General features: G+C 71.1%; 26 protein-coding genes. 13 read left to right on the top strand and 13 right to left on the bottom strand.

The window, feature by feature from the left end:
- Nucleotides 1–82 precede the first annotated feature (82 nt).
- From HNR30_RS03530 to HNR30_RS03505, 6 genes are read right to left on the bottom strand one after another with little or no spacing between them, the layout of a single operon-like run.
- Complete coding sequence (locus HNR30_RS03530) at nucleotides 83–634, bottom strand: TetR/AcrR family transcriptional regulator (protein WP_181608170.1); 552 nt, start codon at nucleotides 632–634, stop codon at nucleotides 83–85.
- Nucleotides 631–1,839, bottom strand: a complete 1,209-nt coding sequence (locus HNR30_RS03525) for a hypothetical protein (protein ID WP_181608169.1) — start codon at nucleotides 1,837–1,839, stop codon at nucleotides 631–633. The genes HNR30_RS03530 and HNR30_RS03525 overlap by 4 nt, the downstream gene beginning before the upstream one ends.
- The gene (locus HNR30_RS03520) at nucleotides 1,836–2,219 is read right to left on the bottom strand and encodes a cupredoxin domain-containing protein (protein WP_181608168.1); all 384 of its coding nucleotides are present in this window, start codon (nucleotides 2,217–2,219) and stop codon (nucleotides 1,836–1,838) included. Before HNR30_RS03520 ends, HNR30_RS03525 begins: the two co-directional genes overlap by 4 nt.
- Nucleotides 2,216–4,180 (bottom strand): right-handed parallel beta-helix repeat-containing protein, encoded by a 1,965-nt coding sequence (locus tag HNR30_RS03515; RefSeq protein WP_181608167.1) that lies wholly within the window; start codon nucleotides 4,178–4,180, stop codon nucleotides 2,216–2,218. The genes HNR30_RS03520 and HNR30_RS03515 overlap by 4 nt, the downstream gene beginning before the upstream one ends.
- 22 nt (nucleotides 4,181–4,202) lie before the next feature.
- Complete coding sequence (locus HNR30_RS03510; protein ID WP_181608166.1) at nucleotides 4,203–4,808, bottom strand: TetR/AcrR family transcriptional regulator; 606 nt, start codon at nucleotides 4,806–4,808, stop codon at nucleotides 4,203–4,205.
- A 7-nt stretch (nucleotides 4,809–4,815) separates the two neighbouring features.
- Nucleotides 4,816–6,351 carry an MFS transporter gene (locus tag HNR30_RS03505; RefSeq protein WP_181608165.1) on the bottom strand — a complete coding sequence of 512 codons (1,536 nt, stop codon included), beginning with the start codon at nucleotides 6,349–6,351 and terminating at the stop codon, nucleotides 4,816–4,818.
- 157 nt (nucleotides 6,352–6,508) lie between these two features.
- Between HNR30_RS03505 and HNR30_RS03500 the strand changes: the two genes are divergently transcribed.
- A complete protein-coding gene (locus HNR30_RS03500) occupies nucleotides 6,509–7,339 on the top strand; it encodes an intradiol ring-cleavage dioxygenase (RefSeq protein WP_220133159.1) in 831 nt (276 codons plus the stop codon).
- Nucleotides 7,340–7,359: 20 nt separating this feature from the next.
- On the opposite strand, the gene HNR30_RS03495 is transcribed toward HNR30_RS03500, so the two are convergent.
- Complete coding sequence (locus HNR30_RS03495) at nucleotides 7,360–8,583, bottom strand: MFS transporter (protein ID WP_181608164.1); 1,224 nt, start codon at nucleotides 8,581–8,583, stop codon at nucleotides 7,360–7,362.
- A gap of 165 nt (nucleotides 8,584–8,748) precedes the next feature.
- Here HNR30_RS03495 and panB point away from each other — a divergent pair, with 165 nt between their 5' ends.
- Nucleotides 8,749–9,588, top strand: a complete 840-nt coding sequence (gene panB, locus HNR30_RS03490; RefSeq protein ID WP_181608163.1) for a 3-methyl-2-oxobutanoate hydroxymethyltransferase — start codon at nucleotides 8,749–8,751, stop codon at nucleotides 9,586–9,588.
- A 58-nt stretch (nucleotides 9,589–9,646) separates the two neighbouring features.
- Here the strand turns inward: panB and HNR30_RS03485 are convergent, their stop codons facing one another.
- From HNR30_RS03485 to HNR30_RS03475, 3 genes are all read right to left on the bottom strand, one after another.
- Nucleotides 9,647–9,850, bottom strand: coding sequence for a hypothetical protein (locus tag HNR30_RS03485; protein WP_181608162.1), 204 nt, complete (start codon nucleotides 9,848–9,850; stop codon nucleotides 9,647–9,649).
- 107 nt (nucleotides 9,851–9,957) lie between these two features.
- Nucleotides 9,958–10,890: a threonine/serine dehydratase gene (locus tag HNR30_RS03480; protein ID WP_181608161.1), complete on the bottom strand. Its 933-nt coding sequence runs from the start codon at nucleotides 10,888–10,890 to the stop codon at nucleotides 9,958–9,960.
- A complete protein-coding gene (locus HNR30_RS03475; RefSeq protein WP_181608160.1) occupies nucleotides 10,887–12,056 on the bottom strand; it encodes a trans-sulfuration enzyme family protein in 1,170 nt (389 codons plus the stop codon). Before HNR30_RS03475 ends, HNR30_RS03480 begins: the two co-directional genes overlap by 4 nt.
- Nucleotides 12,057–12,115: 59 nt before the next feature.
- On the opposite strand from HNR30_RS03475, the gene HNR30_RS03470 reads away from it, so the two are divergent.
- From HNR30_RS03470 to HNR30_RS03435, 8 genes are all read left to right on the top strand, one after another.
- Nucleotides 12,116–13,531 carry an aminotransferase-like domain-containing protein gene (locus HNR30_RS03470; RefSeq protein WP_181608159.1) on the top strand — a complete coding sequence of 472 codons (1,416 nt, stop codon included), beginning with the start codon at nucleotides 12,116–12,118 and terminating at the stop codon, nucleotides 13,529–13,531.
- Between the two features lie 20 nt (nucleotides 13,532–13,551).
- The gene (locus HNR30_RS03465; protein ID WP_181608158.1) at nucleotides 13,552–14,193 is read left to right on the top strand and encodes an alpha/beta fold hydrolase; all 642 of its coding nucleotides are present in this window, start codon (nucleotides 13,552–13,554) and stop codon (nucleotides 14,191–14,193) included.
- 45 nt (nucleotides 14,194–14,238) lie between these two features.
- Entirely contained in the window at nucleotides 14,239–15,123 is an 885-nt protein-coding gene (locus tag HNR30_RS03460; protein ID WP_181608157.1) for an ABC transporter ATP-binding protein, read from the top strand.
- The gene (locus tag HNR30_RS03455) at nucleotides 15,116–15,847 is read left to right on the top strand and encodes an ABC transporter permease (RefSeq protein ID WP_181608156.1); all 732 of its coding nucleotides are present in this window, start codon (nucleotides 15,116–15,118) and stop codon (nucleotides 15,845–15,847) included. The genes HNR30_RS03460 and HNR30_RS03455 overlap by 8 nt, the downstream gene beginning before the upstream one ends.
- 22 nt (nucleotides 15,848–15,869) lie before the next feature.
- Nucleotides 15,870–17,069, top strand: a complete 1,200-nt coding sequence (locus HNR30_RS03450; protein ID WP_181608155.1) for a sensor histidine kinase — start codon at nucleotides 15,870–15,872, stop codon at nucleotides 17,067–17,069.
- Complete coding sequence (locus tag HNR30_RS03445; protein ID WP_181608154.1) at nucleotides 17,066–17,671, top strand: response regulator transcription factor; 606 nt, start codon at nucleotides 17,066–17,068, stop codon at nucleotides 17,669–17,671. The genes HNR30_RS03450 and HNR30_RS03445 overlap by 4 nt, the downstream gene beginning before the upstream one ends.
- A gap of 27 nt (nucleotides 17,672–17,698) precedes the next feature.
- Nucleotides 17,699–17,872, top strand: a complete 174-nt coding sequence (locus HNR30_RS03440) for a hypothetical protein (protein ID WP_181608153.1) — start codon at nucleotides 17,699–17,701, stop codon at nucleotides 17,870–17,872.
- Between the two features lie 77 nt (nucleotides 17,873–17,949).
- Nucleotides 17,950–18,237, top strand: a complete 288-nt coding sequence (locus HNR30_RS03435; RefSeq protein ID WP_220133158.1) for a response regulator transcription factor — start codon at nucleotides 17,950–17,952, stop codon at nucleotides 18,235–18,237.
- Between the two features lie 339 nt (nucleotides 18,238–18,576).
- Here the strand turns inward: HNR30_RS03435 and HNR30_RS03430 are convergent, their stop codons facing one another.
- Both HNR30_RS03430 and HNR30_RS03425 read right to left on the bottom strand, forming a co-directional pair.
- Complete coding sequence (locus HNR30_RS03430; protein ID WP_181608151.1) at nucleotides 18,577–19,230, bottom strand: cyclase family protein; 654 nt, start codon at nucleotides 19,228–19,230, stop codon at nucleotides 18,577–18,579.
- The gene (locus tag HNR30_RS03425) at nucleotides 19,227–19,478 is read right to left on the bottom strand and encodes a CBU_0592 family membrane protein (RefSeq protein WP_181608150.1); all 252 of its coding nucleotides are present in this window, start codon (nucleotides 19,476–19,478) and stop codon (nucleotides 19,227–19,229) included. The genes HNR30_RS03430 and HNR30_RS03425 overlap by 4 nt, the downstream gene beginning before the upstream one ends.
- Nucleotides 19,479–19,550: 72 nt before the next feature.
- Between HNR30_RS03425 and HNR30_RS03420 the strand changes: the two genes are divergently transcribed.
- Nucleotides 19,551–20,522 carry a LysR family transcriptional regulator gene (locus HNR30_RS03420; RefSeq protein WP_181608149.1) on the top strand — a complete coding sequence of 324 codons (972 nt, stop codon included), beginning with the start codon at nucleotides 19,551–19,553 and terminating at the stop codon, nucleotides 20,520–20,522.
- Nucleotides 20,523–20,606: 84 nt separating this feature from the next.
- Here the strand turns inward: HNR30_RS03420 and HNR30_RS03415 are convergent, their stop codons facing one another.
- A complete protein-coding gene (locus HNR30_RS03415; RefSeq protein ID WP_181608148.1) occupies nucleotides 20,607–21,182 on the bottom strand; it encodes a hypothetical protein in 576 nt (191 codons plus the stop codon).
- 106 nt (nucleotides 21,183–21,288) lie between these two features.
- On the opposite strand from HNR30_RS03415, the gene HNR30_RS03410 reads away from it, so the two are divergent.
- The gene (locus tag HNR30_RS03410) at nucleotides 21,289–22,425 is read left to right on the top strand and encodes a lipase family protein (protein ID WP_181608147.1); all 1,137 of its coding nucleotides are present in this window, start codon (nucleotides 21,289–21,291) and stop codon (nucleotides 22,423–22,425) included.
- A 146-nt stretch (nucleotides 22,426–22,571) separates the two neighbouring features.
- Nucleotides 22,572–23,225 (top strand): NADPH-dependent F420 reductase, encoded by a 654-nt coding sequence (npdG, locus tag HNR30_RS03405; protein ID WP_181608146.1) that lies wholly within the window; start codon nucleotides 22,572–22,574, stop codon nucleotides 23,223–23,225.
- Nucleotides 23,226–23,235: the final 10 nt, after the last annotated feature.

Genomic DNA, 23,235 nt, shown 5'->3' with positions numbered 1-23,235 from the left:
TGGAGTTCCGGCGCCTGCTGGCCGCCTACTGGTCGGTGCGGCTCAGTGCGGAAAGACCCTGGCCGGGCGATGGAGCGGAGGCTCAGGGAGGGGGAACGATCGACAGCCGCCTTCCCAGATAGGCGCGGAGCAGCTCCTTCGTCTCCTCGATCATCTCCGGATCGTCGTGGTGCGCGCGCAGCAACGCGTCGGCCGCCTCGACGGCCGCCAGCACTGTACGGCGGAGCCGGTCGTCGAGCGGCGCTCCGAGCAGCACCGAGACCATGCCCGCCAGCTCCCCCGCGACCTCGCTGTTGTCGCCGAAGTCCATGACGGCGAAGCCGGGCACGTTCGCCTTCATGTCGAGGTATTCGGCGACGACCGTGTCGATCATCGTCTCGAGCCGGCTGACACCCTCCAGCCGCTGCTCCAGCCGCTGGCGGAAGCGCTCCAGGTTGCGCCGTGTGAGCGCCTCGGCCAGGGCGCGTTTGTCGGAGAAGTAGCGGTAGATGGAGCCGATCGGCAATCCGGTGCGCGCGGCCAGGGCGCGGGTGCTGAGCGCGTCGTAGCCGCCTTCCTCGAGCAGTTCGGCGGCGGCGTCGAGCATCTGGTTGACCCGCTCGACGCTGCGCTGCTGGACCGGTGTTCGCCTCATGCCGCAAAGAGTAGGGTCAGCCCGCCGAGGGTGTAGCACAGCATCAGCACGAACAGCGGGATCTGCCCGGCCACCGCGCGGTCGGCGGGCAGCAGGCGCACGGAGCGGTCGTGGGCGGCCACGACGCCGAGGACGTGGCCGGCGATGATGGCCAGCACCTGGACGGTGGCGATCACGCCGGGCGAGACGGGTTCCTGGTTGACCTGCGCGTCGAGGCCGAGGGCGAGGATGACCGCCCGCTGGCCTTCGATGACGAGGAGCGAGAAGTAGTGCGCCACCAGGTAGCCGATCGCGATGGGTACCAGGGAGTGGGCGAAGCGCGGGGTCAGGTCGCGGGCGCCGCCGATGAGGCCGGCCAGGCGCAGGCACGCGCCGTACAGCAGGGCGACGAGCGTGATCGCGGCGAGCAGGCCGGCGGTGCCGAGGCCGACGCGGCCGAGGGGGCCGGACTGGAGGGCGTCGACCCAGGCGGGCGCGGTGGAGAATCCGTCGTAGCCGGTGCTGCCGAGCAGGACGCAGACGGTGGCGACGAGGCCGGGCGCCGGGGCTATGGCGTCGAGGTTGTCGAAGGGGTTGCGCAGGACGAGCGCACCATCGCGTCTGCCGACGGGTGACAGGTGGCCGATGAGCGTGGAGTAGGCCTCGAACGGGTCGCCGCGCTGCAGCCACGCGTGGCCGTAGCGCAGCACGCCGGTGACCTGCGCTGTGCCGTACAGCAGGAGGAAGGCCAGGAGCGTGCCGGGGGCGGCGGGTTCCGGGGCGACGAGTTCCATCCAGGTGAAGGCCAGCAGTCCGATGGCGGCGGGCCAGTAGCCGAGGCGGGCGGGCAGCGGAGCGCGGGGGCGGTCGGGCAGGAGGCGGAAGGGGCTCAGGGCGCGCCACACCGGCCCGAACAGCAGCGACAGCGGGACGAGGCCGACCCAGAAGAGCACGTAGATCAGGTACGGCGCGGCGTTGTCGTCGGCGGGCCCGAGGATCAGCCAGCCGAGGGTGTAGACGAGACCGGCCAGGGTCAGCCACCGCAGCGCCCGCAGCGGCGGCCGTATCCGCAGGGCGCGGCCGCGGTCGGCGTCGAAGCGCGAGTCGGCCCACAGCAGTCCCAGCGCCAGGAAGGAGATCACCAGGGCGGCGAAGGCCCCGGCGTAGGCGTAGAACAGCGGGATCGGCAGATCGCTGCGGCTGCCGACCCCGTGCGCGAAGATCATTTGACGGCCACCTGCACGAGCACCAGCTTGCTGCCGTGCGTCTCGACCTCGAACACGCCGGTGAGGTCGGCGACGAAGGTGACCGTCACGGCCTGCCCGGCGGGGAGCTCGGCCGTGACGTCGTAGCCGTGCACGTGCAGTTCGTCGGCGACGTCGCTGGTGACGGTGAGGCTGACCTGCTGTCCCTTGGCCACCGACAGCCAGCCGGGCGGCGGCGAGACCTTGCCGCCGCTCACGGTGACGGTCGCGCTGGCGTCGGCGGCGCCCGTCGGCGTGCCGGTGACCACCTGGTGGCTGGTGCCGGGCCGGTGGTGGGTGTCGGACAGCGGCCCGCACCCCGCCAGGGCGAGGCAGGCCGCGAGGGCGAGCCAGGCCCTCATGCGGCCTGCTTGACCGTACGGCGGGGCCGGGGGGCCAGCACGACGACCGCCCACAACACCCAGATGCCGGTGAACAGCCCCCTGAACCAGCCCGGCCCGAGCGGGATCAGCGGGATGAGGTAGATCAGCCGGTCGACGGCGTCGGCCAGCGTGAGCACGCCCAGCAGCAGCGTGAACCACCCGAACACCGGCCGTTCCCGTCGCAGCACCGCGCCGAGCAGCGTGAGCCAGGCGCCCATCAGGGCCACCGCCGCCCCGGTGAGCAGCGTGGAGCCCGTGGCGGCCGCGAAGACGTCCAGGGCCAGGCCGACGACTCCGGCGGCAGCGGCGACGATCACCAGGCCGCGCCGTACCCGGACGGCGAACAGCACGGCCAGCAGCGCGAGCACGAGGGAGCCGCCGAGCGCGACCTGGGTCTCGACCATGCCGATCCCGGAGGCGCCGAACCAGTCGCAGCCGGCGGGCAGCCGGACGTCGCGGGCGCTGAAGTCGGAGCACAGGTAGAGCTTCATCACCTTCATCGGCTCGGCCAGCACGCGGCTGGAGCCGCCGGTCAGCCCTTCGGAGGTGCAGACGGGCAGTGCGGCAGGGCTGGAGGCGCCGGTGTCGCCCTGGAAGCAGTTGCCGGTGCCCTGGCCGTCCCACCACACGTCGAGGGTGTTGCCGGTGAAGACGTTGCCCTCGTAGCGGTTGTGGTTGGAGGTGTCGGCCTGTTTGGCCAGGTCCTCCTCGCCGCGGATGAAGGCGGGCACGCCGAACAGGTGGAATCCGGTGGTGCGGTGGCCGCTGACCTGGTTGCCCTTGAAGAGGTTGTAGTTGCCGCCCGCGACCAGCAGGCCGACGCCGGTCGGCACGCCGACCTGGGGGCAGACGACGCCGTTCTCGTAGCCGCGCTCGGCGGGCGGCTTGGAGCAGGTGCCGTCGCGCAGGTGGCGGTAGTAGTCCTCGTTGTTGTTGTAGATCTTGTTGTTCTCGAACTTGGCGTGGTTCTGCGGGAGTCCGGGGTGGTCGGGCCAGAGGCTGTCCATCGTGGCGCCGACCATGTTGTCGTAGAACTCGTTGTCGTGCGCCCAGACCGAGTCGCCGGCCGTGCCCGAGTAGCCGAGGGCGTTGTGGTGCGACTTGCAGCGCCGGATCTCCACGGCGTAGCGCTCGACGTCGTGGCCCTTGCCGTCGTTGAGGTTGGAGGCGCTGCCCGGGTACAGGCCGCCGTCGCCGTTGCCGTAGGCCTCGCAGTCGGTGTAGAGGCCGTGGTCGGTGGCGAAGGTGAGGAAGCCGTACTCGTCGGTCCAGCGGCCGAGCACCCGGTCGATGACGAATCCGTCGGTCTCGAGCACGTAGACGCCGTTGAAGGTGGTGCGCTGGGCGGTGAAGTTGCGGAAGTAGATCCCGTCGGCACGGTCGGCGCGCACGGCGTTGAGCTTGCGGTACTCCGCGTCGATGATCACGTCGGTGGGGGCGGCGCCGGTGCCCTCGATCTGCAGGTCCCGCTTGCCGAGGATGGCGACCAGGTTCTGGTTGTGCGGGCACTTCTGCTGCTGTTCGAAGGTGAGGATCTGGTAGCCCCAGTCCGACCAGCGGGCGGGCAGCTTCGCGCAGTCTCCGGCGGGGGCGGCCTGGCTGGGCTCCTCCAGGTAGAGGCCGGGCAGGATGGCGATCGTCATGCCCGGGCGGTCGACCTTGTCGACGGCTTCCTGCAGGTGCCGGGTGCCGTCCTGCTGGCAACGTTCCCACAGCTGGAGGTTGCGGGTCTTGAGCTCGGCGGGGAAGTCGGCGACGGCCCGCTCGAACGCGGCCTTGTCGCTCTTGCAGACGAGCAGGTCCGGCTCGGCCTGCCGGTGGGCGGGGACCGAGCCGGAGCCGTCGGGGATGGTGATCTCCCGCTCCTCGTGCGCGAAGGCGGCGCTCGCGGGCAGGAGCAGCCCCAGGGTCAGACCGACCAGGGCGAATAAACGGCGCATGCGGCGGAGACTAGAGCATTGTTCACTTTCTGCCTAGACCGGCGAGCACCTGATCGACGATCCGCCGCGGCAGGTCCTCGGTCAGGTCCTCGGGGTCGGCCCAGCGGGTGAACATCACCATCGGGCCGCTCACGATCTGCACGGCCAGGTCGATGTCGAGATCCGGCTGGAGCTCGCCGTTGGCGACCCCCCTGCGCAGCACCTGACGCATCGCCTCGCGCCGCGGCTCGATGGCGATGCGGCGGAACTTCTCGAACAGGTGGGGATAGCGGTCGGACTCGCTCATCGCGATGTTCATCACGCATCGGCGGTCGCTCTGCAGGGCGTCGAGCCGCATCGCCTCCATGAGCACGATGAGATCGCCGCGCACCGATTCGCCCGACAGGTGGGGCACCGGCGACTTCAGCGTGGCCAGGGCGTCGACGACCAGGTCCTCCTTGTTGGACCAGCGCCGGTAGATCGTCGTCTTGCCCACGCCGGCCCGTGCCGCGATCGCCTCGATCGTGAGCTCGGTGACGCCGCTGCCCTCGCCGATGAGGTCGAGGGTGGCCTCCAGGATGGCCTTCTCGGCCTTCTCGCTGCGCGGACGGCCCGCGGGGCGGGCCGTACCGGTCTCTGTCGTGCTCATCGCGGCCTCACACTACCGCTGGTTCCTTGGTTTCCTGCTGCTTCGGCGCGGCAGGCTCCTTGCCGGGCATCCACTTGAGCACCATCAGCACGCCCAGGAGCGTGATGCCGGCCGAGACCAGGGTGGTCAGGTGCATGCCGTCGAGGAAGGCGTCGAAGGCCGGCGGGATCAGCGCCGGGTTTCCGGTGGCCACGGTCGCCATCAGCGACTCACCCGCCGCGTGCTGCACGTCCTGCGGGAGGCCCGCGAGCGCCGGGGCGATCTCGCCGCGGTAGGTGGACGACAGCAGCGAGCCGAGCACCGCCACGCCCATCGCGCCGGCGACCTGGCGGACGGTGTTGCTCATGGCCGAGCCGACACCCGCCTTCTCCCTGGGCAGCGACTCCATGATCGCGGTGGTCGCGGGCGGCATGATGTTGGCCATCGCCGCGCCCTGCAGGAAGAAGAGCACCTCCATCAGCACGATGTTGGTGGTCAGGTCGAGCGTGGCGTACGAGGCCAGGATGCCGGTGACCACGAGCAGGCTGACGCTGGCGGTGAGCTTGGCGCCGAAGCGCTCGTTCACGCGCTGGCTGAGCGGAGCGAAGATCAGCTGGGCGGCGGCGAACGGGATCATGAGCGCGCCCGCCTCGATCGGGCTGAAGCCCCTGACGATCTGGATGTAGAAGGTCAGGAAGAACATCCCGCCCATCATGGCGAAGAAGACGATGCCCATCATGCCGATGGCGGTCGAGAACCGGACGTTGCCGAAGCTGCGCACGTCGAACATGGGGTTCGGGATGCGCCGCTCCCACCAGACGAAGGCGGCCAGCACCGCGACGCCGGCGATCGTGGGCACGAGCACCTCGGCGCTCGCCAGCGTGGCCAGCTCGCCCGCCCGGATGATGCCGTAGGTCAGCGCGATGAGTCCGATGATCGACAGGAGCACACCCACGAGGTCCAGCCTGGACGGCTTGGGGTCGCGCGACTCCGGCACGATGGTGCCGATGAGGATCATGCTGATCAGCACGATCGGCACGTTGATCAGGAAGACCGAGCCCCACCAGAAGTGCTCGATCAAAAATCCGCCGGTGATCGGGCCGATCGCCACGGCCAGGCCGACGCCGCCGGCCCAGATGCCGATCGCCTTGCCGCGCTCCTTGGCGGGGAAGACGTTGGAGATGATCGCCAAGGTCGCGGGCATGATCGCGGCTCCGCCGATGCCCATCGCCGCCCTGGCCAGGATCAGCTGCATGGGATCCTGCGCGTAGGCGCTGGCCAGGCTCGCCAGCCCGAACAGGGCCATGCCGATGAACAACATGCGCTTACGGCCGGTCCTGTCGCCGATCACGCCGAAGGTGAACAGCAGACCGGCGAAGACCAGCGTGTAGGAGTTGATCGCCCACTCGAGCTCGGCCTGGGTCGCGCCCAGGCCTTGGACGGGATCGGCGATCGTTTTCATGGCGACGTTCAGGATCGTGTTGTCGAGCACGACCGCCAGCAGGCTGAAGACCAGCACTCCCAGGATGGTCCAGCGTTTCGGGTGTCCGGCTTCCTCAGACATGGTCCCGCCTCATTCCTCATTTCGATACGCTTGAGTTTCGCAACGTGAGCGTATCGCAAGGTATTCCGATACGCAACGGGCTCGTTTCGTAAAGTCGGGGGCGCCACGGGACCGGCCTTTGCCCGGTCATGGATCCGCACTGGTCAGAGTGGCTTTTGTGACGGACGACATCGCACCAAGCCGCCGCGACGTGCTGGCCGCGGGCCTCGCCATCGGACTGACCGCCGCCTGCGGCACCTCCGGCCAGACCGGTGCGGCCGGAGGGTCCGCAGGCGGCACCGCGACCGCCACCTCGGGCGCGGTCTGCGTCATGACCCCCGAGGTCACCCAGGGGCCCTACTACCTCGACAACCAGCTCGTACGGCAGGACATCACCGAGGGCAAACCCGGCTTCCCGCTCGCCCTCACGCTCACCGTGGTCGACCTGACCGACGGGTGCGCGCCCGTCTCGAACGCCCCCGTGGAGATCTGGCACTGCGACGCGTGGGGGTACTACTCGGGCTACACCGACAAGTCACCCGGCGGACAGGTGCCCGCCGAGGACGGAACCGGCGACGAGAAGACGTTCCTGCGCGGCGTCCAGGTCACCGACGCGTCCGGGGTGGCGACCTTCACCAGCATCGTGCCCGGGTGGTACAGCCCGCGGGTCACGCACATCCACGTCAAGGTGCACCAGGGCGGTGACATCGGCAGGACGTACGACGGCGGGACCACGGTGCAGACGACGCAGATCCTCTTTCCCGACGACGTGGTCGGAGCCTACTCCGGGCTGGATCCGTACGCGCGGCACGTGCTGGAGCCGACGAAGCTCGCCGACGACCAGGTGTACGGCGAGGCGGAGCGGTCAGGGGGCGACCCGAAGGCGATGGTGCCCACACTGACGCTCCTCACGCCGTCGGTGGTGGAGGACGGGTACACGCTGACCATGACGCTGGGCGTCGACCCGGGCGCCACGTCGAAGGGCGGCGGTGGAGGAGCGCCTCCATAAGGCGCCTTGAGTCGGGGAACTCAAGCGGGGATGCTCTCCTGCACCAGCTCCTCCTCCGCCGGCGTCTCGGTCGTCGAGCCGCGGCGCCGCCAGAACGGCAGGGCCAGCAGCACCATGCCCGCCCCCACGCCGCCCGCCATCGCGAAGGCCCAGGCCGGGCCGGCCGAGTCGATGATGGCGCCCGCGATCGGCGCCGAGGCCGCGCCGCCGATGAGCAGCGCCGTGCCGTGGAAGCCCATCGCCTCGCCACGCGCCCCCGCCGGCACCCACCGGCTGAGCACGTCGACCGTCGAGGTCAGCGACGGGGCGCAGAACAGACCCGCGGGCACCAGCGCCAGCACCACCAGCCGCCAGTCATGCGCGAGCAGCGCCACCGGGATCGTGAGCAGCCCCATCGCGCCGACCAGGAACAGCGGCGAGAACCCGCGCGGCAGCCCGCCGTAGATGAACCCGCCCGCCAGGGAGTAGGCACACCAGATCGGCACCGCCAGCGCCACCCACTGCAGCGCCCCGGTGTGCTCCATCGTCGCCACCAGCGACAGCTCCGTGGCGGTGAGCACGAAGGTGGCGGCGGCGGTCGTGCCGAGCAGGGCCACGAAGGCCGGCGTGAACCAGCTGCGACGCGACACGGTGACAGCGGCCTCCCGCTGCTCGGCGGCCGAGCGCACCGGGGGGTTGAGGACGAGCAGCGCCACGCCCGAACCGGTCATGCCCACCGCGATGACCGCCATCGTCCACGTGCTGCCCAGGATCGTGGAGCCGAGCACGGCCAGGGCGGGGCCCGCCATGTAGGACAACTCCACCGACATCGAGTCGAAGGAGAAGCCCACGCGCCGCTGCTCGACGGGGACCATCGCGGTCAGGCTCTGCCGGATCACCGAGAACACCGGCAGCGCCAGCAGGCCGGCGAGCCCGGAGGCGACCACGAGCACCCAGTACGGCATGAGCCACGCGGTGCCCCAGAAGAGCGCCTGCGCCAGGGTCGTGGCGAGCAGGACGGGACGCATGCCGTACCGGTCGACGAACCTTCCCGACAGCGGCGAGCCGACGGCCATGCCGATGGTGCTGGCCATGCCCACGACTCCCGCCGCCGCGAAGCCCATGTTGAGGCCGGACGCGGGCGCGACGTGCAGGGTCAGGGCCATCGCCGTGGCGGTGGCCGGGATGCGCGCGATCAGCCCCACCAGGAGCAGGGTGCGCACACCGGGCAGTTGCAGCAGACGCCGGTAAGGTTCGATAGCCATGTTGATTGCTTACCTCCACCTCTATTGTGACGGGAGGCACCGACAGTTTCGCCACCGGATTACCTGCGCACCCAGGGGTGTTGAATCCAGTGCGACGCGTGCAATCATCAGAAACGTCCGGGTACGCCACTAGGGGCGCCTCGAGACTCATCTGGAGGGATAGTTATGTCCTCAACCAGCCAGCCGACCACCCTCTACGGCGGCAAGGCAGGGCGCAGGATCACCGTCCGCGACATCGCGGCGGCCAAGGACCGCGGCGAGAAGTGGCCCATGGTCACCGCCTACGACGCCATGACGGCGCGGGTGTTCGACGAGGCCGGCATCCCGGTCATGCTCGTCGGCGACTCCGCGGCGATGGTCGTCTACGGCTACGATTCCACCCTTCCCGTCACGGTCGACGACCTGATGCCGCTCACCGCCGCCGTCGTCCGGGGCTCCAGCCGGGCGATGGTCGTGGCCGACCTGCCCTTCGGCTCCTACCAGTCCTCTCCCCAGCAGGCTCTCGAGACCGCAGCGCGCTTCATGAAGGAGGCGGGCGCGCACGCGGTGAAGCTCGAAGGCGGCCGCCGGGTCCTGCCCCAGGTCGAAGCCCTGGTCAGCGCGGGTATCCCGGTGATGGCGCACCTCGGGCTGACTCCCCAGTCGGTCAACGCCTTCGGCGGCTACCGCGTGCAGGGCCGCGGCCAGGCGGGCGACGAGCTGATGTCCGACGCCAAGGACCTCCAGGCGGCGGGCGCCTTCTCCGTGGTGCTCGAATGCGTGCCGTTCGAGCTCGCCGAGCGGGTGACCACGTCGCTGTCGATCCCCACCATCGGCATCGGCGCCGGACCCTCGACCGACGCGCAGGTGCTCGTCTGGCAGGACCTCATGGGGCTCACCCCGCAGCCTGCCAAGTTCGTCAAGCAGTACTTCAACATGCACGAGGCGATGGACCAGGCTGTGCGCTCGTTCGCGGACGAGGTCGTGAACGGGGCGTTCCCGACGCGGGAGCACAGTTACAGCTAACCCGGGCTTGCGGAGTCCGGGCGCTGGGTCGCCCGGACTTCGTGAGTGACCTGTTCCGTTACTTCGACGGGAGGCGGTCGAGGATCTCCCTCAGGAGCACGCCGTGCTCCTGCTGAATCACCGTGACCATTCTCTCGAGCGATGTCATTCGGCTCTCGATCTTCGTCATGCGCCCCTTGATGTCGGTGACATCTGTACGTGTGCTTCTGATCGTCTGAGCCAGGGCCTCGGCTTGGCCGGGGCCCGCCCAGGTCTCGAGCACTTCCACTCGTTCGACCAAGGCGTTGAATTCCTCTCTAGGTACGCTCACTCCTCCATGCTAGCGAGCCCCCTACCGGCACACATGTGGATCACATTGACTCAGAGTTGTCAATTGATTACCAGTGTGGCCGGATCGGTGTTGGAGCCGCAGATCACCACGACCACCCTCTCTCCGGGCGCCGGAACGTACGCTCCCGACAGCAGCGCCGCGTAGGCCGTCGCCCCCGAGTGCTCGGCCGCGATCCGGTGATCACGCCAGAGCGTACGGCGAGCGTCCTCGATGGCCTCGTCCGTCACCAGCACGCTGGTCAGTGCCGTACGGCTGAGCAGGTCGAACGCCAGCGCCCCCAGCTTGGAGGCGCCCAGGGCGTCGGCCGCCACCCCGCTGACCGGCACCTGCACCGGCTCGCCCGCCTTCAGGGCGGCGTTGAGCGTCGGGATGAGCTCGGGCTCCACCGCGACGATCTTCGGCCCCCCACCGCCCGCCGTACCGGGCACGGCGCCGCTGCCCAGGGAGACGCCTGCGGCGAAGCCGCCGCCTCCCACGGCCACGAGGATCGTGTCCGTGTCGGGCGCCTGCTCCATCACCTCCACCCCGGTCGTCGCCTGCCCGGCGATGACCTCGGGCTGGTCGTAGGCGTGCACCTGCAGCGCCCCCGTCTCGGCGGCACGTTTGGCCGCGGCCTCGGCGGCCTGCGAGTAGATGGCCCCGGTCTGGGTGATCTCGGCTCCCAGGGCCCGCAGCCCCGCCACCTTGACGGGGCTGGTCACGGTCGGCACGAAGATCTCGGCCCGCACGCCGAGCCGCCGGGCGGCGTAGGCGACGGCGAGGCCGTGGTTGCCGCCGCTGGCGGCGATGACGCCCGGTTCTGGCACGTCACCGGTGAGGATGCGGTTGAAGGCGCCGCGCGCCTTGAAGGATCCGGAGTGCTGCAGCAGCTCCAGCTTGAAGGTCAGCGTCGGCGTCACCCGCAGGGTCGGGGTGCGCAGGACGTACCCCGAGATCCGCTCGGCCGCGTCGAGCGCGTCCTGAAATTTCATGCGTTGTCCAATGCCTGGGCGATGTCCTCCCACAAGTCTTCCGCGTGTTCGATACCCACCGCGAGCCGTACCGTGCCCTGCGAGATCCCTGTACGGGCCAGTTCCGCCTCGTCGAGCGCCCGGTGCGAGGTGCTGGCCGGGTGCAGCATCAGCGTCTCGACGCCGCCGAGCGAGGGCGCGAGCAGCACCAGCCGCGTCGACCGCATGAACGCCTCGGCCGCCTGCCTGCCCCCGGCCAGGTCGAAGGCGAGCACGCCGCCGGAGCCCGACAGGAGCTTGGCCGCCACCTCATGGGAGGCGTGGCCGGGCAGCCCCGCGTAGTGCACCTTGGTGACCTTCGGGTGGTCGGCCAGGCGCTCGGCGACGAGCTGGGCGTTGGCGCAGTGGCGTTCCATGCGCAGCGCCAGGGTCTGCAGGCCGCGCAGGGTGAGCCAGGCGGCGAAGGGGTCGGCGGAGGCGCCGAGCTCGATGGCGAAGTGCCAGACCTTCCGGTAGAGGGCGTCGTCGGCGAAGACCGCGATGCCGCCGACCACGTCGGTGTGGCCGGAGATGTACTTGGTCAGCGAATGCACCACGATGTCCGCGCCGTGCTCGATCGGGCGGCACAGCACGGGGGTGGCGAAGGTGTTGTCGACGACGGTGGTCAGGCCGAGCTCGCGGGCGGCGGCGCACATGGCGGGCAGGTCTGCCACCTGGCCGACGGGGTTGGCGATGGTCTCCAGGTAGACGAGCCTGGTCGCGGGGGTGGCGGCGGCGCGCAGCGCGGCGGGGTCGGTCTCGGGCACGTAGGTGACGGTGACGCCGAATCTGGCCACCAGCTCGTTGATCATCGCGGCGGTGCCGCCGTACAGGGCCTCCTGGGCGATCAGGTGGTCGCCGGGCTTGAGCAGTCCGAGCAGCACGCTGTTGATCGCGCCCATGCCGGACCCGGTCGCGATCGCGGCGACGCCGCCCTCCAGGCCCGATACGGCCTCCTCCAGGGAGCGCACGGTCGGGTTGGAGTAGCGGCCGTAGACGAACGCCCCGTCGGGGCGGCTCATGCCCTCGGCCATGGCCTGCGCGTCGTCGAAGACGAAACCCGAGGTCTGGTAGAGGGGGACGGTGATCGGCGTGCTGCCGGTGACGGGCGGCTGGGGCAGGCGGACGGTACGGGTCTCAGGTCGCATGTCTTCAGGATTTCTCGCCAAATGGCCCGATGTCAGAGCCAATCATGCAAAATTGGTCCATGAATGGAGCCAATCTGGATGACCTGGTGGACCTGCTCGGCCGCTGGGCCTCCGGTCGCGGGCCGCTCTACCTGCTGCTGGCCGCCCGCCTGCGCGCGCTGATCGACGACGGCGTGCTCGGCTCCGGCGCCCAGCTGCCGCCCGACCGGATGCTGGCCGAGCGGCTCGCCGTCGGCCGCGGCACGGTCGTGTCCGCCTACGACCTGCTCCAGCAGGAAGGCCGCGTCGTACGGCGGCAGGGCAGCGGCACGCGGGTGGCCGAGATGGACGCCGCGCCGTCGGCGAACAAGGAGGTCATCCCCAATCCCCTGCTCATGCACATCCTCAACCCGCCCGACAATGTGCGCCTGCTGACCTGCGCCGCCCCCGAGGAGCCTCCCGCGATCCTGGCCGAGGCCTACCACCACGCGGCGTCCACGATCGCCCGCACCCGCCACGACCTGGGCTACCAGCCCGCCGGGCATCCGCTCCTGCGCGAGGCGATCGCCGCCTCCTACCGCCGCCGCGGCCTGCCCACGAGTGCCGAGCAGATCATCGTGACCACCGGCGCGCAGCAGGCGCTCACGCTGCTCACGACGCTGCTGGTGAGCCCCGGCGACACCGTGCTGACCGAGTCGCCGACCTATCCGGGAGCGCTGGAGGTCTTCCGCCAGGCCAGCGCCGTGATCAGGCCCGTCGACACCGATCCCCTGAGCGGTGCGCTCAGGGGCGAGCGCCCGGCCCTGCTGTACGTCATCCCGACGGCCAGCAACCCCGGCGGCGCGATCATGGACACGGCGACCCGTCGGCACCTCGCCGGGCAGGACTTCCCGGTGATCGACGACGAGGTCTGCGCCGAGCTGTGCTTCGACGGCGAGGTGCCCCCTCCCCTGGCCGCCTTCGACGAGCGCGCGATCACGATCTCGTCCATGAGCAAGTCCGTCTGGGGCGGCATGCGGGTGGGCTGGGTGCGCGCCCCGACGCCGCTGGTCTCGCGCCTGGCCAGGCTGCGGGCCATCCACGACCTCGGGGGCGAGGTCGCCTCCCAGCTGGCCGCCGCCTGGCTCCTGGAACGTATGGAGGAGGTACGGCGCAGCAGGATCGAGCTGCTGAAGGAGCGCCACGACCACCTGTGCCGCGAGCTGGCGGCGCACCTGCCCGACTGGGAGTTCAGGCCCGCGATGGGCGGCCAGACGTTGTGGGTGCGCATCCCCCGCGGCGACGTCGACGCCTTCGCCCAGCTCGCCCAGCGTCACGGCGTGGCCATCGCCCCCGGGCGCGGGTTCGACCCCCTGGGCGCCGCGGGTGACCGCATGCGCCTGCACTTCCTGTTCGCGCGGGAGGAGCTGAGCGCCGCCGTACGCGACCTCGCCCGCGCCTGGGCCGCCTACGACGGCAGCGCCGCCAGGAGCACGCGCCATGCACTGATCGTGTGAAATCTGGGAACGTCACTGGCATGACCGTGGTCCTGCTCCACAGCCCCCTGCTCGGTCCCGCCAGCTGGTCCCCCGTCGCCGCGCTGCTGCCGGGCGCCGTGGTGCCGGATCTGAGGCGCATCGCCAGGCAGGCTCCGCCGTACTGGAACAGCGTCGTCGAGACGGTCGCGGCGCAGGTGCCCGCGGGTCCGCTGACGCTCGTGCCGCACAGCAACGCCGGGCTGTTCGTCCCGCTGCTGTGCCAGGCCCTGGAGGTCGAGCGGTGTGTCTTCGTCGACGCGCTGCTGCCTCCCGCGGAGGGGTCCGTCTCGGCGGGCAAGGACGAGCAGGTGGCGTTCCTGCGCAAGCTCGCCGACCTCGACGGCGTGCTGCCGCGCTGGACCGACTGGTGGATGGAGCCCGACGTGGCCGCGCTCTTCCCGTCGCAGGAGATCAGGAGGCGGGTGAGCGAGGAGCAGCCGCGACTGCCGCTCGATTACTTCGAGCAGACGGTGCCCGTGCCCTCCGGGTGGGACGCGCGTCCCTGCACCTACCTCTGGTACGGCCCGCCGTACGGTGACGACGCCCGCGAGGCCCAGGCACGCGGCTGGACCGTGGAGCAGATCCCCGGCCACCACCTGCACCACCTGGCCGACCCGGAGGCGGTCGCCGCGAGATTGTGAATTCCTCACTGCCGCCTGCGCCGCCGATCGCCAACGATCGTAGGCATGACAGCGATCACGGTTCGGGACCTGAGCAGGTCCTACGGAGGCTTCGAGGCGGTCAGGCGCGTCTCGTTCGAGGTGGCGCGGGGCGAGATCTTCGCCCTGCTCGGGCGTAACGGGGCGGGCAAGACCACCACGCTGGAGCTGCTGGCCGGCTTCCAGAGGCCCGACGCGGGCCAGGTGCGCGTGCTCGGCCTCGACCCCGTCAAGGACCGGCGTGCCGTACGGCGGAGCACGGGCATCATGCTGCAGGAGGCCGGGTTCTTCCCCGACCTGACGGTGAACCAGACCGCCGAGTCGTGGCGCGCCTTCGTCCCCTCGGCGCGGCCGGCGTTCGAGGCGCTGGAGCTGGCCGGGCTGCTGCAGAAGGCGGCGGTGAAGGTGCGGCAGCTGTCGGGTGGCGAGAAGCGGCGGCTCGACCTGGCGCTGGCGCTCCTGGGACGACCGAAGGTGCTGTTCCTGGACGAGCCGACGACCGGCATGGACCCCGAGGGCCGCCGCGCCACGTGGGAGGTCGTGCGCTCCCTTGCGGACGAGGGCACGGCGATCCTGCTCACCACCCACTACCTGGACGAAGCCCAGCAGCTCGCCCGCTCTGTGGCGATCATGGACAAGGGGGAGATCGTCACCACGGGCGGCATGGCCGAGATCCTGGCCGCCGGGACCGGGCGGGTGATCTTCGAGGCGCTGCCGGGGATCGACCCCTCATCGCTGCCGCTGCCGGTGCGCGTCGAGGGCGGGCGCTGGGTGTGCTCGGCCGACGACCCCGACCTGGCCGCCCAGACCCTGCTGGGCTGGGCGGCCGCGCAGGGTGTGCGGCTGCGCGGCCTCGAGGTCCGTACGGCGTCGCTGGAGGAGCTGTTCCTGGAGGTGGGTACCGATGCGTGAAACCCTGACCGTGGCCCGGTTCGCCGGGCGGCTGTACTGGCGCGACCGGGTGGTGCTCACCGTGGGGCTGGCGCTGCCACTCGGACTGGGCATCGGGCTGCCCGTCATGATGCACAGGCTCGGGGCGACGGCCGACACACGCACGCACCTCGGCGTGCTGGCGATGGTGTTCACGATCATCGCCTTCCAGCAGGCCGCCATCACCCTGACGGCCAGGCGCGACCAGCTCGTGGCCAAGCGCATGCGCGCCACCGGCCTGGGCGACGGCTCCATCCTCGCTGGGGAGATCGCCAACATCGCTCTCCAGGCGGTCGTCCAGGTCATGATCATCTCGGTGGCGCTCTGGGTGATGGGCGTGCTGCCCCCTCCCGCCCAGCCGGTGCTGTTCGCGGCGTGGGTGGTCGTGGGCGCGATCGTGCTGGCGGCACTCGGGGCGGCGTTCACCGTCGTGGTGCCGCGCGCCGAACTGGCCCCGGTGCTGGCCATGCCGTTCTTCATGCTGGCCGGCCTGGGCTCGGGCGGGTTCGGGCCGCTGATCGAACTCCTGCCCGGCTGGGTGGCGCAGGTGCTGGGCTGGTGGCCGGGCATCGCGGTCGCCGACGCCCTCGGCGAGACCTACACGGGCGGGACCGACTACCTTCCCGCGATCCTGCGGGTCGGGGCGGGCGTGATCCTGGCCGCCCTGGTTATCCACAGGGCGTTCCGCTGGGAACCCCGGCGATGACCGGGCTGGCTACCATCCCGGCATGAGCATCACCGCCCGCAGGCTGGCCATCACCGTCATCGCCGGCTTCTCCCTCCTGTATCTCACCTGGGCGACGGTCCTCTACCTCGGGCGCGGCATCCCCTGGCTGAGCGTGACCGTGGCCCTGGCGGTGGCCGGGGTCTGCGTGCCCCACTTCCTCAACATGCGGGCCGCGCTCGACGGCGCCCGCCCGCCGCTCCACCCGCTCCCCCTGCTCGTGCAGGCGGTGGCCACCTTCCTGCCCGACGCCTACCTGCCCGACGGCTGGTCAGGGGTCACCGCGCCGCTGCTGGGCGGCGCCCTGCTGGCCCTCGTGCCGCTCCGGTTCTCGATCCCGATGACGCTCGCCATGTCGGGCTACCACTTCGCGGTCCTGTTCGACAGCGCGGCGGCGTCGATGCTGCCGGCCGGCGTCGCGATCGTCACGCTCACCACCAACGCGCTCAACCTGTTCCTCGGCTCCACGGCGATCTACGCCCTGATCCGGCTGGTGCGCGTCACCGCCGAGCTCGAGCAGGCCCGCGCCGACCTCGCCGAGGCTGCCGTGCTCGGCGAGCGGCTGCGCATCTCGCGCGACCTGCACGACGGGCTCGGGCGCAGCCTGACGGCCATCGCGCTCAAGGGCGACCTGGCCTCGCGGCTGCTCGACCGCGACCCGGGGGCCGCGCGGGTGGAGGTGGCCGAGCTCGTCTCCGTCGCCCGCGAGGCCGCGCAGGACGTCCGCAAGGTGGCCAGGGGGTATCGGGAGATCTCGCTGGCCCAGGAGACACATCGGGCGGTGGCGCTGCTGGAGGCCTCGGGAGTGGAGTGCCAGGTCAACCTGGCCGCGGCGGTGTTGCCCAGGGCCTCGGAGGAGGCGCTGGCGTGGGCGGTGCGGGAGGCGGTGACCAACGTGCTGCGCCACAGCCGGGCCACGACGTGCTCGATCACCACGGTGGTGGGCGGCGGGTCGGCGCAACTGGAGGTGGTCAACGACGGTGTATCGGGTGGCGAGGCGAACAGCGGCTCGGCCGGCCCCTCACACCACGACGCGGCCGAGGCGAACCCCCGCTCCTCCTCCGTGGCCACCCGCGACGGCGGCGTGGTCGAGGCGGGCGGTGGGCTGACGGGGTTGCGCGAACGCGCCGAACAGGCGGGCGGCCGGTCGTCGGCCTGCCGCGACGGCGGCGCGTTCCGCGTACGCGTGGAGGTGCCCGCGTGATCAAGGTGCTCCTGGCCGAGGACATGCACATGATCCGCGCCGCCCTCACCGCCCTGCTCCGCCTGGAGAGCGACATCCACGTGGTCGCCGAGGTGACGCGCGGCGACGAGATCGTGCCCCGCGCCCTGCAGACCGAGCCCGACGTCGCCATCGTCGACATCGACCTGCCCGTGGTCGACGGCATCACCGCCGCCGCAGAGCTCCGGGCCAGACGGCCCCAGACCCGCATCCTGGTGCTCACCGCCATGGGCCAGCCGGGCCAGGTCCGCCGCGCGCTGCACCACGGCATCGAGGCCTTCCTGGTCAAGGACGCCCCCGGCGACCGGCTGGCCGACGCGATCCGCCGCACCGCCGCGGGCCTGCGTGTGCTCGACCCGGAGCTGGTCGCGGCGGCCATGGAGTACGGCGAGAGCCCGCTGACCCAGCGTGAGACGACCGTGCTGCGCGAGGCCGCGCGAGGCGCCTCCGCCGAGGAGATCGCCCAGCGCCTTCACCTGTCGACGGGCACCGTGCGCAACTACCTGACCGGAGCGATCACCAAGACGGGAGCCAGAAACAAGATCGACGCCATCCGCATCGCTCAGGACGCCGGCTGGTTGTGATCCCGCGCGCGGGGCAGAATCCACCGCATGAGCACTAGCCAGTGGTGGTTCTGCCTCAAGCACCAGCGGGTCGAGCCCGAGCAGGGCTGCCCGAACAAGGACCGCATGGGTCCCTACGCCTCCGAGCAGGAGGCCGCCGGGGCGCTGCAGCGCGCCAAGGAGCGCAACGAGGCCTACGACGGGAGAGACGACGAGGAGTGAGTACAGGGGTACTCATGCCAACTGCAACCGCCACCCGCACACTCGGAGATGGTCCGCCCCTTAAGAGAGGTCGCGTCATGTCGAGGTTGCGAGCTTTGCTGGAGTCGCTTCCGGAAGGTCTGGTGGTTCGAGCGGTGTCGCCGCACGCCATCTTGATCGCTGACCCGGACGCCGACGAGTTCCTCACCAAGCGGGAGAGCGCGGTTCTCGGCCTGGTGGCGCAGGGGCTGACGAACGTGCAGATCGCCAGGAAGCTGGAGATCAGCCCGCGCACGGTCGAGAAGCACGTCGAGAACGCGCGGGGCAAGCTCGGCGCCGCCAACCGCACCGAGGCCGCCCTGCTCGCCTACGGCATCACAGCCTGAGGCATCACCCGCCCACTGCGTCACAGCCTTGGGCATCACGGCCTACAGCGTCACAGTCTTAGGCACCGCCGCCTGAGGCACCACGGTCTGAGGCGCCCCGCCACGCACGTCGACCGGCCGCCCGCCTGATCCCGCGCGCCACGGATCACCGGGCGGCCGACGGCTTTCACGGCGCCAGCGCGCCCTTCCTACGCCACAGCCCGCTACGACACGCTGGCCGTACGGCAGACACGACGGCCTCACGACCTGAGAGCCGTACGGCAGGCGCGACGGCATGCGAGCCGTACGGCGGGCGCGGCGGCTCCACGGGGCGCGAGCCGTACGGCAGGCGTGAGGTGGCTACGGCACGATGGCGTAGGCGCGGACGGGGAATGTGCCCATGCCGACGATCATCGGCGGTGCCGCGTGAAAGCGGAACCCGCTGTCCGGCAGTGCGTCCAGTCCCGTGAGGTGCTCCACCAGCGCGACCCCCGCCCCCAGCAGCACCGTGTGGGCTGGACGCTCGCCCCGGGGCGGCGTGTCGTCGATGTTGAGCGAGTCGATCCCCACCAGCGCCACCTCCCGCTCCGCCAGCCACGACGCCGCCTCGGGGGCCAGGTATGGGTGCTGCGTGAAGTACTGGCCGGTGGAGAAGTGCCGGTCCCAGCCCGTGTGGATGAGCACCGCGTGCCCGCGTACGTCGAGGCCCTCGAAGAGCTCCACCCCCACCTCCCGCGTGTCGGGCTTGGCGTGGACGACGAGCCCTGGCAGGTCGGCCATGCGTTCCAGCGGCAGCCGCGCCAGGTCCTGCCCGTCGGGGTAGCGGTGGAAGGGAGTGTCCAGGTAGGTGCCGGTGTTGGCGGCCAGGCTGATCGTCCCGATGTGGAACTCGGTGCCGGGGGCGTAGACCTCCTTGGAGTCCTCGCGGCTGAGGTGGGTCCCGAGCACGGGCCCTGGCACGCCGGGGTAGGTGGTCATGCCGTCGGTGATGCGGTGGCTCAGCTCGACGATCATCGTGGTGCCTTCACTCTCGACAGTTTGATCAATGCGGCGACGCCGATCCCGGTCCAGACGACGTTGAGGATGGCCGAGGGCCAGGCGCCCTGATAGGCCGAGTTGATCATCAGGCCGAGCGCGCCGGCGAGGTTGATCAGCTGGTACGGCAGGCCGTCGCCCGACATGCGGGAACTGGAGACCATGGCGTAGCCGTACAGCAGCAGGGCCGCGCCGCCCCAGCCGATGACCGCCATCAGGATGCTCATGCCCTGATTTTTCCGAGCCTGTCAGGTCAAGCGCAAATAACGTTATCTAAATCCAAGCGTAAGCTGACCTGCATGGACATCGACCCCCGACGGCTGCGCGTGCTGCACGAGGTGGCACGGCGCGGCGGGGTCATGCGCGCCGCCGAGGCGCTGCACCTCACCCCCTCCGCCGTCTCCCAGCAGCTGGCCCAGCTGGAGCGCGAGGTGGGCCTGGCGCTCATCGACCGCTCCCAGCGCACGGTCTCGCTGACGCCGGCCGGGCGGGTGCTGGCCGGGTACGCGGAGCGGGTGGAGGAGGAGCTCGCCGAGGCCAGACAGGAGCTCACGCGTTTCACCGAGCGGCTGGCCGGGCCGGTGTCGATCGCGGCGTTCAACACCGCGATCAAGCATGTGCTGGTGCCGGCGATGCGCACGCTGGCGGCGGAACATCCGAAGATCATCCCCTTGATCCACGAGGTCGAGGGTGCCGCAGCTCTGCAGGAGCTGCGGCTGGGCGCGGTGGACGTGCTCATCACCGAGCAGGACATGTCGCTGCCCGCGCTCTCGCAGCCCTCGCTGGCCAGCCGGACGATTCACATCGATGAGTACCGCATCGTCACTCCGCCCTCGTGGACCGACAGCTACCACTCGGTGGAGCAGCTGGCCGAGGTGCCGTGGGTGGCGGGCGAGCCATCGCAGGCCTGCGGGCAGGCGCTCGAACGGCTGGCGGCGCATCACCGGTTCGTGCCGCGCAGGGTGCATGTGATCACGGAGTTCGCGCCTGTGCTGGCGCTGGTGGCGGCGGGGCACGGGGTGGCGATCGTGCCCTCGCTGGCGCTGCTCGACGTGCCGGAGGGCGAGGTGCGGGTGAGCTCGATCACGGACGTGGGGGCGCGGCGGCTCGACGTCGTGACGCGCGTGAGCCGCACGCGCTCAGGGGAGCCGGATCCCGTGCAGGCCGTGGTGATCGGCGCGATCGAGGAGGCCACGCAGGCGCTCGACGCGACACTGAAGCGCCTGACACGAGACACCGGCGTGAGCTCGACACGACACCGAAGCGCCTGACACGGGACACCGGCGTGAGCCCGGCGCGACACTGAAGCGCCTGACACGAGACACCGGCGTGAGCTCGGCGCGACACTGAGCCGGTCAGTCCACCTGAGGCCCGCTCACGCGCTCCAGCAGCCGCGCCAGCCGGTCCCGTAGCCCCGGGCGCTTGGGCATCTCGCCGGCCGCCGCGCTCACCAGGTGCTGGGCCCCGTCGAACGACACCGGCGCGTCCAAGGGCACGATGATCGCGTCGTGCGCCAGCCCCGCCAGCTCCCTGTCGCCCCCCTCCAGAGCCAGGATGGTGGCCCCGGTGCGCCGGGCGTCGTCGACCCGCTCCAGCAGCGGCACGGGCGCCTCCTGCTCGGCAACCACGAGGAGCGTCTCCCCCCGCCTGGCGGCCTCCAGCCTTTCGAGCCCGATGGCCAGGTGGGGCGGCGCCCCCGGCGGCGGGCTCCAGCGGACGAGGGTGGGCGTCAGCTGCGGCAGGTCGGCGTAGCGGGCCTCGTCGGTCAGGTGCGCGGTGAGGTGCCACGGCTCCTCGAGCGGCGTGCCGACGAGCAGGAGCCCGCCTGGTGAGCGGGTGGTCCGCAGGGCCAGTCCGAACTCCCTGGTGCGCTCGAGCCAGCCGGAGCCGGCGAGCAGGTCACGCAGGACTTCCACAGAACCTGAGTCCATCAACCCATCGTGCCTGACCGAGCCTTCCTCCGTGGGTCATTTGGGTCTTGACGAGGGGTTACCGCCGAGTAACCATCGGCTCACAATTACATGAGAGGGGCTCAACATGCGCCGTAGCGTCCTGTTCCTCGTCGCCTTCCTCATCGCCGCCCTGGGCCTGGCCCCACCGGCGCGGGCCGCCTCTCCCGGCACCGTGGTCTCGGCCCAGCCGACCACCGTCTACCTGCTGCCGGGCCAGCTCCTCAAGGTCCCGGTCAACGCCTGGAGCCTGCACTACAACTCGACCTCGGCCATCGGGCAGATCAACACCGTCAGCGGCACCCTGCTGGTCCCGAAGGCGTCCTGGCTGCTCGGCCGCCGCCCGATCATCGGCTACGCGGTCGGCACCCACGGCCTGGGCGACCAGTGCGCGCCATCGGCCAGCATGCGCGAAGGACGCGAGGCGGAGCTGGCGCTCATCAGCCTCTTCCTGCTGAAGGGCTTCGCGGTCGTGGTCACCGACTACGAGGGGCTCGGCACGCCGGGCACGCACACCTACATGGCGGGCATCTCGCAGGGCCACGCGGTTCTCGACTCGGTCCGCGCGGCCATGCGCGTGCCGGGCGCCGGGCTGTCGACGGCCGCGCCGGTCGGGGTCATGGGCTACTCCCAGGGCGGAGCGTCGGCGGCGTGGGCCGCGCAGCTCCAGCCGTCGTACGCGCCCGACCTGCGCCTGCGCGGCGTCGCCGCGGGCGGCGTGCCCGCCGACCTCAAGGCCGTCGCCGAGCACCTGGACGGCACGGCGAACTTCGGCCTGGGCGCCGCAGCCGGCGTCGGCTTCGACGCCGCCTACCCAGAACTGGACCTGGAGGCCGACCTCAACGACCGAGGGCGGGCGCTGCTGGCCGACGCGAGCGACGACTGCGTGGGCGAGCTGAGCAAGCTGGCGGGGCTGCGCTTCTCCGACCTGTCGCCGATCGACCTGCTCAACCAGCCCAAGTGGGTCGCCAGGCTCACCGAGAACCGGCTCGGCACGACGGCTCCCCGGGTGCCGATGTTCCTCTACCACGCCCAGGGCGACGAGATCATCCCGCACGCGGTCGGCGCCGCGCTGCGCTCGCAGTACTGCTCGGCGGGGGTGACGGTGCGCTGGGCGAGCTTCCCCGGCGGCAACCACGTCATCGGCGCCGTCGAGGGAGGACCGCTGGCCATCGAGTGGCTGGCGCTGCGCGTGATCGGCGTGCCCGCGCTCTCCACCTGCTGAACCACCGGCTCCGCCGTACCGGCCCACGTGCCCTCCAGCCGCCGGACCACCCGGCTCCGCCGGGGAGAAGCCACCGAACCACCCGGCTCCGCCGTACAGCCCCCCGTGTACGGCGGGGCCGGGGTCGCCCTGGCATGATCTGGCCTATGACAGACGTGACGGGACTTTCCATCGGCATCCTCGGCGGCACCGGCGACCAGGGCAAGGGTCTGGCACGGCGCTTCGCCCTCGCGGGGCACCCGGTGATCATCGGCTCGCGCAACGCGCAGCGGGCCCAGGAGGCGGCCGAGAGCATCGGCGAGGGCGCCACCGGCGCCGAGAACGCCGAGGTGGCCGCCCGCGCCGACATCGTGATCGTCGCGGTGCCGTGGGACGGGCACAAGGAGCTCCTGGAGTCGCTGCGCGAGCCGCTGGCCGGCAAGATCGTGGTCGACTGCGTGAACCCGCTCGGCTTCGACAAGCAGGGCCCCTTCCCGCTGCCGGTCGAGGAGGGCAGCGCGGCCCAGCAGGCGGCGGCGGTCCTGCCCGGCAGCCGCGTGGTGGGCGCCTTCCACCATGTCTCCGCCGTGCTGCTGCTCGACCCCGCGGTGGAGAAGGTCGACCTCGACGTGCTGGTCCTGGGCGACGACCGTGAGGCGACCGACCTGGTGCAGGCGCTGGCCGAGCGGATCCCCGGCATCAGGGGCGTGTACGGCGGGCGGTTGCGCAACGCTCACCAGGTCGAGGCCTTCACCGCCAACCTGATCGCCATCAACCGCCGCTACAAGGCGCACGCCGGCCTGCGGATCACCGACATCTGATCTCAGCCGG

The sequence above is a fragment of the Nonomuraea soli genome, from assembly GCF_013761175.1.
In the GTDB taxonomy this organism is placed as follows: Bacteria; Actinomycetota; Actinomycetes; order Streptosporangiales; family Streptosporangiaceae; genus Nonomuraea; species Nonomuraea soli.
The sequence above is the reverse complement of the archived record's forward strand: the minus strand, read 5'-3'. Positions and strand labels throughout refer to the sequence as shown.